The organism is Pseudomonadota bacterium, from assembly GCA_026390555.1.
Lineage (GTDB): Bacteria > Bdellovibrionota_C > UBA2361 > UBA2361 > OMII01 > OMII01.
On record JAPLFS010000057.1, the window covers coordinates 1 to 11,808 of the forward strand.

The following is an 11,808-nucleotide window of genomic DNA, read 5'->3' on the forward strand; positions in this document are numbered from 1 at the left end:
TACCTCTAAGCAGACTTACCGCTTGGAGGGGCTACAGAAAGCAGAAGAGATCGAGCGAGTCGTTAAGTTAATGCAGGGTCAGCGGTAATGAAAGCCATACTTAAAAAAATGGATCTCATAGTGAACTTAAAGGGATTTGCCGCGGTGCTGCTCGGAGTGGGGGTGCTGGTCTCGTCTCAGGGGGCTTGGGGGCAGAATAATACGACTTCGGGTCCGGCTAAGACAGCGATGGAAACATCGATCCAGGTCAGTAAAAATAGAGACGAGAATTACGATAAACTAAACAATGAGCTGAGACCAGTATCCTTGCCTAATGGCTTAGAGGCACCAAGATCCAAGAAATCTAGTGATGAAAGCCCGGAACTTACTGATTTTGGAAGGAATGTGCATAAGAACGTAAATATCGTACTGCCGCCACTGAAGGGCTTTCGCCAGCTCGCTGACGCTGCTCCGATCCAGGAGATGTATAAGGAGCTGATCAATAAGAGTGTTCCGGTTCTCGTTCAGACCATGATGATGGTCGAGAACGGCGCGGCGACCGGCTTTATTGGGTCGATGAACATGGTCTCTAACCTGATGAATAACACCATTCAGACCCAGCAATTTCAGCTTGAGCTTATGAACCTCACCGATGATCGAGGGCAGATGAAATATGCCTACGCCGGGAGGATTCAGAAAGCATTCAAAGCCGATAAAGTAACTAGTTGGCCCGCAGCCCTCTACGTTGCAAATGGTGATTCAGCAACGGATAAAACTGATGGTCCTACTAAGGGTGAAATAAAGGAGATCCCTAAGAGCGAGCCATTTAAGGCTACTGATGACATTAATATGAGGACACCAGAACCAACAGCAGCAAAGAAAGCAGGAAAGAAAGAAAGTTTCGTGAGGGATCGCCTTATGCCGAAGCTTTATGATGCTAGCCTTGGTAGCGGCTCAAATGGAGAGGTCACGTATAAGAACGATAAGATCAAGGAGCTACAGGATGAGTTCATCCAGAAATTGGGGGACTTTGAGATCGAGGTCGAGGGAGAAAACGACGGAATCGCCCGAGTGATTAATACCACCTACATAAAAGCTAAAGAGGGAGATAATAAGCAGTGGGGACTATCTCTTGAAGCCAAAGAAGAGACTACAACAGTTTGGGAAAATCTAAATGAGCTGATGCATCAACTCTGCAAGTTTAAGCAGGATAACAAAAATAATGGTTTTGAGCCGATAAAGAAGATAACTGCCTCTACCTCTGCCGGATGGACGCCAAAGATGTGGAAGGATGCCAGCGCTCCAGATATAGTTATTACTCAAAATATACTTGAACAGATCTTTCTAGTTTCACGACAGAGCAAGGACTTAAGTGAGCTAAAGTGTGACGAGGAGTTCCCCCAAGGTAATGGCCTTGGCGTTCCATTTGGCAGCGAATTTGCTCCGATACAAGATGGGGATCCGGATATCTGCCAAAAGGGAGAGAGTAGCGTAAGCCCCTGTCTTAGATTTAAGGCTCTCTACCATATGGCTAGCATTATTGGTCAATCCAGAGCGTTACATACGTACGAGAAGATGATGGGCATGAGTGAACGCTTTGCAAAGGATCCGGCTACACAAGTGCTCCTTCATCGGCTCTTTGATGAGCTACTTGGCGAGGAGAAAATTGGAGTCTATATAGATAAAAACCGCGATCGTTGGGCTGAGCTTATTCTCTACATGGCGCGCTATATGCAGGGTCAGCAGGGCTCTGGTGGTACCTTTAAGCCTGGTGGTAGCAATGCGGTAGGGATAAGTCCTGGTGCAGACAAGCAAGGTAAATAGGTTTATATGAGATTAGATATAGCACAGTTACTAACCGATATGAGCGAGATCTTCACCAAGATCCTGCAAAGCACCGTGATCCTCCAAGGAAATATAGTGCAGTTTGCTCTTCAGGGCCAAGAGAAATGTGGTAACTGTCCGGGAGCTGAGTCGTCACTAGTTGCTGCAGCGTGGGCAAATATCGGCTACATGACCCATGCTGCACTCCTGCACTACGTAAACTTTACGGGCTTTGGTGCCTGGGCGATTCTTTTATATGTGGTAGCGGCTGGTGGGGCTCTGATTAGCGTTGCCCTTAACTCACCCCCCCGTAACTATGTCTGGTTCTTCCTTGGGCCAGCGATCTACAGCTTTCTGATCGGCACTACTCAGGAAGTTAAGGGGGTTGATTGGGCCGTTGCTGGAATTTCGCGGGACATGGAGGATGTATGGAGTGATGCTGAGACCGGGCTAAGGAACTCACCACTTCTTCAGATCTCTGATTATAGCGGCATGACGATAAATAAGATCACCGGCCCAAGTCAGGAGTATAAGGTCGCCATGCCGATGCTCTTCTTAGATGAGCTATTTAGCGCAACGACGAACATGTTGGTAGGGTGGACAGGACTAAACAATCAGTTAGGAGAGGGACGTAGCGATTCAAACCTTGCAAAGATTAAAAAGGATGAGAAAAATGCTCCCCCGTGGTTTCTGCTCTCATCTCTAAAGGCTCCGATGGTGGAGAACATAACAAACGTTAGGATCCGTAACCCTGACCTGCGTGATGCCTTTATTACCTTTCTCTCCTCCGAGTGTGGAGATGCTTTTAAGAAAGGAATTAACTCCGGTAGCTATAATGCAGCGACAATGTCACGTGGTGCCGTTATCCCTCAAACCGTGATGAAGGATCCGGTGGATGGCAAAAATAGCTTCAAAAAGGGTGATCAACTTAACGAAAAAATGGAATACACAAAATCTCGTTTCAACCTGAACGCAACCGAGATTCCAACCCCCAGATCGTTATTTCGACTACTCTCTGAGCCGAGTGATATCCCAGGCAGCTTTGGAAAATTTTCACCAGCCTTCAAGAACGAGGGCGGAGCAGCGAGCCCGATGTTAAAACTATACAAGCAGCAGGTTAACTGCTCTTCCTACCTCTGGACCCTTATTCAGGCCATGCGGCAGGAGATGGGACACGCATATTGGCAACTTATTAGAACCGCCCCACGTGGCTTTAAAAGCGATGAGGATGTTCTTTTTACCCTCTTTTACGGGTGGGATATCCGTAAGAACGGAAGTGGGGAGTATGCTGATGCTGACCAGATGAAATGGTTTACTCAGAACCTTATCTTTACATATATTTTGAAAAATGAGCTTGAGTTCGCGCCCTCGATAACAGCTACAGAGCAGAAGTTCGCGCCGGCGGATCAGACACAGCAGTATGCACAGACCTACGTAGCAAATGTAGGAAGTAAGAGTAAGAGCTCTGAGCTTTATAACTGGGCGTTAATGATGCCGCACGTTCAGGGGATATTACTGTACGTTATTATCGTAGCCTATCCGCTCGCAGCGATGGCGATGGTTATTCCTGGGTACTGGAAGGCCTTCTTTACCTGGGTATCGTTCTTTGCTTGGATCAAGATGTGGGACGTAGGATTCGCGATGGTACAGGTGCTTGAGCGCAGCGTCTGGGCGATGATGGGAAATCACAGCAATATGGCGCGCGTTGCTAATATGCTGATTCAAACTGCTGAGATCTCAAGCGGAGTTGCAATAACATGTGGCGACGGGGTGGCTAATGGAGGGGACGTTCTTGATAAATGCGCTGTTCCTGATGTTGGCAATTCATACGTAGGCGTAACAGCTGATAATCAAGACCAAAAGGAGGGAGAGGCGTTCTTCTACCTCGATAAAGCGCTACTTTTGGGTGCCTCAGTCGACCTAAACGTTGCAAACGGATACTACCTATACATTATGGCGGCGCTATATCTAGCGGTTCCGGCGGTCACTGGGCAACTTATTCTTGGCGCAAAGGCAGGGCTCGGAGGTCTTGCTACCAATGCCTTGGGAGAGAACGCCAAGGATATCTCTGGAGCCGCGAAGAGCGGATTCCAGGGCGAAATGGCGAATCAGATTATGTCCTCCAGGGATCATATTGGACAGGCGGCGCATGCTAAGGCTTTACGGTCGCCATCGAGTGCGTTCCTTTCGAGCCTTGATACCTCTAATAGAGCTTTGGATAAGGGGCTGCAGGGAGCCAGGTTGGGCGGAATATCGCATGCGTTGGATGCTGGCGGCAGGGCGGCTCAACAGAGGGCAGCATCGTTCAATCAAATGAAGTCGACCATGGAGGCTGTAGGTAGCGATGCAGGTGATCTCTTTGGTATTAGTGGAAAAGGTAGTGGTCCTGGTGGTGGTGGTGGTGGTGGTCGCACATGGGCGGGAGCGGCGGCAAGTGGTGCTAGCTGGTTGAAAAATAAGGCAGCGCACCTCGGCCATTCCGGGCTTGCACTTGGTTCGAATAAGGTCGGCCAAGAGGCTATTGGTAGACAAATGGATGCTATGCAAAGGGGCGCAGATCTTCATTGGCAGACCGCAGGAGCTAATCAAGCTGCCAGTGGATTAGGTGCCTACTCTAAGAATCTAGGAGCTCTTGGTCAATTCCAGGCAGACACAGCAGCTTGGGAGGCTAAAAATAACTGGGCACAGAACTTATCAGGTGCTGCCGGAGTATACGGTGTGAACGCCGGCTCCCTAGCGCCAGGAAATAAGCCGACAGATAGTATGGGTATGGCGATGAGCGGTATGCTCGGACAGTCAGCAGGCTCCGCAGCGGACTACCCAGGTAACAGCTTCCTTGGTTATGGTCGTGGTGGTGTAGAAGGAGTGGTAGGACATGGTATAAAGAATCATGGAGCAACATATGTGGGCGGATTATTTGAACAAGGAACTCCGCAGGTAGTAATGGATACGTCAGTAACGGCAACGAAGGAGGCAGGGCAAGAGGTACTAGCTGTGTTAAATCCGCCACCGCCACCAGATCCAAATAAGTAACCGCAGGGAAATTAAGTTTCGCAGCAGCTTAAATAAATACCGACATCTTCTCGGATAGGGGTTGGGGAACCTCTCTAGGGAGAGGGGATTTTTAGAGGGATTATGACAATAGAAATGCAACAAACATCAAAAAAACCAGTAGAACAGACGGTCATTATAAAGCTAGCACTAGAGGCGCTCCCTAAGGCAACTAAGGAAGTTGAAGCTATGCGGGAAGAGGCTCTAAAAGATTTTACAGCAGTGTTTAGTCAGCCACTGGTGGAGGTAAAAGAAAAAAATAATGGAGTACCAAATGCCGAGGGCGCTACTATTACCGAAGCTGCTAAAGATAACACCAAACAAGATCTGGCCAAGTTAAAAGATAATTATGATAAGCAGGGCATAGAATTAGCGGATGCGCGGGCAAAGGTTGTAACGTTCAATCAACAAATTGAGGAAGTTAGGCGAGAGTTCAGTGAAGCAAAAAGTAAACACCAAGACGATCTTACTTACGAGAAGAATAAAACAACCAAAGCAGAGAACCAGCTCATAGATCTAAACAATAATCTGGTCGACGCTAACGATAAAGTACAGATAGCCCAGAAAAATTTAGAAGAAAGTAAGTGCGAGCATAAAGAAACAGAAATTAAATTAACCACGGCAGAGTTCGCTGAAGGTAAGGCGAATAAGGATAATCAAAGACTCAGGAGGCAAGTCAATGATCTACTTATCGCCCTTGATAAAACTAAAACCGCTACTGATTCACCAGTAGTTACGCCCGCTGCGCCGCCGCCAGTTACCATTGCCGTTACAGTTGACAAAGCGAAGGTCAGGAAAGATCTGGCGGAAGTGGACATGATGGTCTCCCAGATTAAAGAACCGGCCTGGCGGCGATACGCTGGGGCGAAGTTAGTTGGAACGGTCGTATCGGCTGCAGGGGTTATAGCGGGGGGCGTAGGAAGTCTGGCTATGGGGTTGGATCCGAGCTTGGGGGTAGCAGCCTGTCTCGCAGCTCCTGTGATAAAATTCACGATCGATAAGATCTGCAGCGGTTGGCGTACCGGCTCTTACCAGGCGACACTTAACAAGGCGATTAGCAAGGCAAGCGGAGCGGGTAGTTGGATTGAACAGTTAGCCAATACCAAGGCCCTTATTAATATAGTGAATAAGTTTGCCAGTCCCAATACAAAAGAGCAGCAGGGTGTCTTAAAAAAGCTTACAGTTGAGGCTGAAAGGATAACAGCTAAGATTACTGAGCAGAAGAGCTTCGAACGAAGGACAGATGAAGAGGAGTTCCCGGTATATCAACTAGACATCCAACGCCTCAAGGGCGCAGGGGGTGGCTGGCCTCTAGTAATGGATCTAACTTTCTATGCTGGTACCATAGGTTCAATCGGTTTGTTTAGTGGTGAAATGGTCAGTTTCGGCAACCGAATAACCAGTTGGATAGACCAAGTGTACCGCTTTTTTGTTTAAGAGTAAGTATCGTAGTAATGTTACATCTAATAAGGTTAGTTGCATAATAGTGGATAGGGACGTAGCGAACGGTTTAATTTATTAAAGGATAGTTATGGGTGCTTTTACATCTGGGTCAGCGCTTATAGGCAGGGGGTTAGTGGCGACAGGAGAAGCTGCTGTTCTTACGTTTGATACTACTCGAACCGAGCTTTCTAATTTTCTAAAAATATTGGCTGGGAAGGATCCGCTAAAGCCGCCAGCCCCAGAGGAGAAGAAGTCGGTGGAGTTGAACAAAAAGCTTATTGAGACTTTTTACGACAGAAATGGGAAAAAAGTAGCCGCCTATTCGCTTGGGGGCCCCGGACAGAAACAACATCTGAATGATTATATGGCTCTTGGCGTGATCGTAGATGGGGCTAAGGGGGAGCTGAAGCAGTACGGGGGCAAACTTCCGGAAGGGAAGAAGTTGCAGCTCATTATCAAGGGATTAGATGGAAAAGATATAACGATCAATTTAGTAGATGTTCCTAGCAGTGTTACTCCAGAGAGTCTGAAAGAGTTCTTAGGTAAATCACACGGTCAGGGTGAGGCGGCGATAAATGCAATTACTAGCCAGAGGGTGGAGATGGCCGTTAGTCAGAACGGAAAGGGTGGAATTCCATCCTTCATTTACTGTTTATCTGTAAGGGTTGAGGCAAGCGACATTTACTGAGTATTGGGAATTGATCCCCACATGCTCTGGAATGCTGTTGGATGATATAACCGATACAAAATTCTATTCAGCTGCGTTATTATTTTGCCTATGATGGACTGGAAATAAATCCTTGGTACGGGGTCACGAATGGCCCACGATACTGCGAAGCCCTGGGAGCACCTTTCTCCAGAACGGCTAGGTATAAATACTCAGGTTGACGATCTTTTTCATGGCCGGACTAGAGTCCGGCGTTCCCAGGGCTCACGCTTACCCCAATATAATAGAGATACGGCGTGGTCCATGTAGGTACGGGGTCACGCATGGTCCACGCCTCAGCGAAGCCCTGGGACCGCCGTTCTCCAGAACGGCTAGGTATAAATACTCAGGTTGACGATCTTTTTCATGGCCGGACTAGAGTCCGGCGTTCCCAGGGCTCAAGGTCCATGTAGGTACGGGGTCACGCAGTGTCCTACTCAAACAGCTCAATCTCATTAACATGACAGAAGTTGTCACGGGTTCTGCGTAGCACCTCGAAGGTAACCTTCTTGGTCGTTACTGCGGTTGGTAACACCAGTACCGATATAACCCCATCTGGAATCGACTCGATAATCATACGCTCCCCGCCCTCGGGGGTCATTGACCAGTTATAGTCCGAGTAGGATGAGAGCATGCGCGCGGCCTTAAGCTTAATCGGCTCTACGAAGGTTAGGGTAATCTTTAAAGGATTGATATTCTCAGTACGCACAACGGTCGCGTCGTCGCCGTCAAAAAGCCTACTCGCATCTTTGCCAGCAGCCACACTCTCAATGGTAACCTTCTGGAGCGCCTCAAGGTCTAGGATGCTCAGTTTCTTAGCGCCCTGTGGAGTGCTCTCAGTAGAGGTCATCAGCTTGCCAGGAGCAAGAACGGGCCGCTCGGCGGGAGGAGCTTTATTAGGCTCCATCTCTGGCTCCCCCTCTGGTTGGTCAGCTTCTAAGGCAGCCTCCTGTGGCTCATCCTTGAATTCGTAGTCGCAGCCGCTCAGAGGCGATACGGAGCTGAGGAATAGAAAAGCCAAGGGTAGGGTAGTTTGTAAGCGCATAAGGTTCTAAGTAAAAGCGTAGCCTTGTTAGTGTAATGTAATAGATATGGCAGGGTTTTTTATATTAGGCCAGACCCAACAAGTGCAAGCACCCCCTGGAAACACCCTTTCTTGGCCTCCCCTGATCCGCCGTTACTAAAGCTTTGGCGGGACAGGTCGGGGACGCTCATTTTATGGAGGAATAGTTACCCAATAATTATAGATCCGCAGGGTTTCGAGATTGAGCCATGCTCTTGTTCAACTATTTGGCTCGACACTAATCCATTGCTGATGTCATAGTTGCTCTGTGAATCCAACTATTTACACAGAAGGTCCTTATCGATTTTTCTTTTTCTCAAGAGAGGAGTCGAGGCCTCATATACATGTGATATCATCTAGTGGCGAGGCGAAGTTTTGGTTGGAGCCGGTGGTTGCCCTAGCTAACTCAGAGGGCCTTAAGTCTCTTGAGTTGCGTCGAATCCAAAAGATTGTGGAGCATAATTGTGAAAAATTCCGGAAAGCTTGGAAAGATTTCTTTGGGGTGTGAGGTAGCCAACATCTCGCCGTTTGGCTTGTGGGTCCTTGTCCACGGGCATGAGTATTTTCTTGATCACAAGAAATTCCCCTGGTTCAGAGAGGCCTCGGTAGATGATGTTTTAAATGTTGAGAGTCCGCGGGTAGGTCATCTGCGGTGGCCAGCTCTGGACATTGATCTACACGTAGACTCCCTTAGCTCGCCAGAACAGTTTCCTCTTGTGGCGCGAGGTAAAGCGCCTAACAAACGCGCTGTGCGCAAGACGAAACGTCCCCGCACGCACTAGATGTTATCAGGTTTATGGGGCTGCCCCACTAACTAGTTTTAGTTTGCGGCGAATTACGTGATCATTCGCAGGATGCTACGCCCCTGCGAACGAAAGGTCGTATACTTTGTGCTGAGCACCTCAATATAGCCGCCAGCCTTGTGAATTCGCCCGTTAGCGTAGAGCTTCGGACCTGCAGGGGTATCGTTCAACATCGGCAAAAGCCCGACATCAACCCCGCTGACCTCAGCTAGGCGGACATTAGCGCCGGGCAACGCGGTGTTAAACGCAGAAATAAAGTTTTCTAGCTCGGCTTCAGAGACCGTAGGAGATAATCCTTTGTTTGAATCAGGCAGATAATAGGTGCCGATCGATGAACCTGAGCCGCGCGGAAGTGTGAAAAACAGACGCCCATCAGCGCTCTGAACGCCGATACCGTAGGTCGGATCGAGTTGTCGAGTTATCGTGATGTTAAAGCCCCTGCTCCAACGAGGTCTAATCCCCTGCAGCTCAGCCGGAACGCTAACGTGCGGCAACCACGGCCCCAGCGCGTTAACCACGAAACGCGAGCACCACAGCCCACCCTTTGTATCGCGTACCTCAAAATGATCGCCGTTTTTAACGACGCTCTGGACAGCCGTGTTCTCATAAATCGCAACGTGCTCGCTCAAAGACTCTCGCACAGGAAGCCCCCGTACAAGAAGCCCCCGCACAAGAAGCTCTGTAACTTTTTGTGGTTCAGTCATCACTGCGTCGTGCCAACACAGAGCACCGTATGGAGCGAGGCCCCGTAGTAGTGGAATTGAACCGTTAATATCTGCAACAGAGAGAATACTAGGAGTTTTTAATGGCGAGCCACATAGACGCATTAATGTTGCGTAGAGCAGCGCCGCACAGGAGACCGGCAAGCGACTTTTTAATCCAAAGCGCGCGAGGGGCATAACGCAGGGCAGCGCCGCAAGCGCATCGGGGGCCTCTCTTAACAACGCTTTTTGATCAAGGAGCGAGGTCACAACCCGCGGTAGATCGCCGGTCTGCAGGTACCTAAAGCCACCATGAATAATGCGCAGGGTGTTGTTCGATGTTGCAGAGCCGCAGGAGTGTGCCTCAAGCAGGGCAGTTGATAAGTTACGCTGTGCAGCCGCACGCGCAATGCCAAGCCCTGAGATTCCGCCGCCAAGAATGATAAGGTCGAATGTTTTCATGCTGTTGTTGGTTATGCCCCCGTATGTAGAGTGTTATAGCGCACGAAGCGCTAGTATGTAAGCATCACTAAAACAGGCAGGTAACTGTTTTTAGTCGTGAAATATTAAGTTAATGTGAAAATTGGTCGCTTTAGGGCTATATGACACCCCTTCCAAAGCTGAGCGATATAGAGGCTGCACAGGCACGCCTCATCCCACACATCGCGGTTACGCCGGTAACGCAGGCGCATGCTCTCTCAGATGAGTGTAACAGAACGATCTATCTAAAATGGGATAATAAGCTTCGTACCGGCTCGTTTAAGGAGCGTGGGGCGCTTAATTTTCTATTAAATCTCGATGCAAAAACGCTCGCCCATGGTGTCTGTACTGCTAGCGCCGGTAATCACGCCCTGGGCTTAAGCTTTCATGCGCAGAGACTCAAAGTACCGTGTCATATCGTAATGCCGGCTAATGCGCCCCTGGTAAAGATTCAGGCCTGCCGCGCAGTCGGTGCAGAGATAACCTTTAAAGACACCTTTAGTGAGGCGCTACTCTACGCACAGCAGATGGCGCACGAGCGCAAGATAACCTACGTTCCGCCCTTTGATCATGAGTGGATCGTACATGGCCAGGGGGTTGCCGGTCTTGAGTTAATGCAGCAGCTAAGCGATTTCGACTCGGTTATTATTCCAGTTGGTGGTGGCGGCTATGCAGCGGGGGTTGCAACGGCGATTAAGGCGAAACGGCCCGAGGTCTTTGTGCTCGGAATCTGCTCTGAATGGGCGCTTGAGGCACGCAGTGGCCCAAAGGCGCATGAGGGAATGATCGTGCCGATGACTATAGCCGATGGTATTGCGGTTAAGTCAGTCGGAAAGATTACGGGACCCATTATCGAGAAGCACGTTGATCTCGTTAGGTCCGTTAGTGAGCAGAGCATCGCACGCGCTATTATTATGTTGCTTGAGCATGAGCACATGGTGGTAGAGGGTGCAGGGGCGGCCGGGTTGGCTGGGCTACTAAGTGGACATCTTCCAGAGAGGTTTAAAAAACCGGCGATCTTTATCTGCGGTAGTAATATCGACAGCAATCTTCTCTCAAGGTTGATAGAGCACGATCTGGCCGAGCGCGGCAGGTTGCTGCGCGTGACTATAATGCTTCCGGACCGTCCCGGAATGTTACACATAATTTCAGGTATTATAGCAGGGCAGGGCTCTAATGTTTTGCAGGTCTCGCACGATAGGTCCTACGCAAAGCTCCCCGGCCACGTAGAAATTACGGTCATGATGGAGGTGCGAGATCATACCCACGGACAAGAGATTATCTCTGAGCTGATGCGCTCCGGCATGCCGACGGTTGAAGCCTAGGCGAAGCGCTGGGAACGCCGTTCTCCAGAGTGGCTAGGTATAAATTCAGGAGTGCGATCTTTTTCATGGCCGGTCGGATACCGGCGTTCCCAGGGGGGAGGAGCTTACGCCTTAGCGAAGCCCTGGGACCGCCACTCTCCAGAGTGGCTGGGTACAAATGCTCAGGTTGACGATCCCTTTCATGGCCGGTCGGATACCGGCGTTCCCAGGGGAGGGGCTTACGCCTCAGCGAAGCCCTGGGACCGCCACTCTCCAGAGTGGCTGGGTACAAATGCTCAGGTTGACGATCCCCTTCATGGCCGGTCGGATACCGGCGTTCGTGCGCCTACAACGCACGGAAATCAGAACGGTGTAAGTCCGTTTTATGGGGATATCCGCCCATATAGCTGAAAGTAATTGCGCTTTCGTGAGGGAGCGTGAGGAGCAACTGGAA

General features: G+C 49.6%; 9 protein-coding genes. 7 read left to right on the top strand and 2 right to left on the bottom strand.

All coding sequences use genetic code 11. From position 1 onward, the window contains the following. Positions 1-87 precede the first annotated feature (87 nt). From NTV65_07590 to NTV65_07605, 4 genes are all read left to right on the top strand, one after another. A complete protein-coding gene (locus NTV65_07590) occupies positions 88-1,803 on the top strand; it encodes a hypothetical protein (protein ID MCX6115059.1) in 1,716 nt (571 codons plus the stop codon). Positions 1,804-1,809: 6 nt separating this feature from the next. After that, positions 1,810-4,836 carry a hypothetical protein gene (locus tag NTV65_07595; GenBank protein MCX6115060.1) on the top strand — a complete coding sequence of 1,009 codons (3,027 nt, stop codon included), beginning with the start codon at positions 1,810-1,812 and terminating at the stop codon, positions 4,834-4,836. Between the two features lie 102 nt (positions 4,837-4,938). Further along, positions 4,939-6,291: a hypothetical protein gene (locus tag NTV65_07600; protein ID MCX6115061.1), complete on the top strand. Its 1,353-nt coding sequence runs from the start codon at positions 4,939-4,941 to the stop codon at positions 6,289-6,291. A gap of 139 nt (positions 6,292-6,430) precedes the next feature. Then, the gene (locus tag NTV65_07605) at positions 6,431-6,985 is read left to right on the top strand and encodes a hypothetical protein (GenBank protein MCX6115062.1); all 555 of its coding nucleotides are present in this window, start codon (positions 6,431-6,433) and stop codon (positions 6,983-6,985) included. Between the two features lie 451 nt (positions 6,986-7,436). Here the strand turns inward: NTV65_07605 and NTV65_07610 are convergent, their stop codons facing one another. Further along, positions 7,437-8,048, bottom strand: a complete 612-nt coding sequence (locus NTV65_07610; GenBank protein ID MCX6115063.1) for a hypothetical protein — start codon at positions 8,046-8,048, stop codon at positions 7,437-7,439. A gap of 364 nt (positions 8,049-8,412) precedes the next feature. Between NTV65_07610 and NTV65_07615 the strand changes: the two genes are divergently transcribed. Both NTV65_07615 and NTV65_07620 read left to right on the top strand, forming a co-directional pair. Continuing rightward, positions 8,413-8,574 (top strand): DUF4160 domain-containing protein, encoded by a 162-nt coding sequence (locus tag NTV65_07615; GenBank protein ID MCX6115064.1) that lies wholly within the window; start codon positions 8,413-8,415, stop codon positions 8,572-8,574. Beyond that, a complete protein-coding gene (locus tag NTV65_07620) occupies positions 8,531-8,848 on the top strand; it encodes a DUF2442 domain-containing protein (GenBank protein MCX6115065.1) in 318 nt (105 codons plus the stop codon). The genes NTV65_07615 and NTV65_07620 overlap by 44 nt, the downstream gene beginning before the upstream one ends. A gap of 53 nt (positions 8,849-8,901) precedes the next feature. Here the strand turns inward: NTV65_07620 and NTV65_07625 are convergent, their stop codons facing one another. Continuing rightward, complete coding sequence (locus NTV65_07625; protein ID MCX6115066.1) at positions 8,902-10,032, bottom strand: FAD-dependent oxidoreductase; 1,131 nt, start codon at positions 10,030-10,032, stop codon at positions 8,902-8,904. Positions 10,033-10,172: 140 nt separating this feature from the next. Here NTV65_07625 and NTV65_07630 point away from each other — a divergent pair, with 140 nt between their 5' ends. Next, on the top strand, positions 10,173-11,375 hold the full coding sequence (locus NTV65_07630) for a pyridoxal-phosphate dependent enzyme (protein MCX6115067.1): 1,203 nt from the start codon (positions 10,173-10,175) through the stop codon (positions 11,373-11,375). The last annotated feature ends 433 nt before the right edge of the window (positions 11,376-11,808 follow it).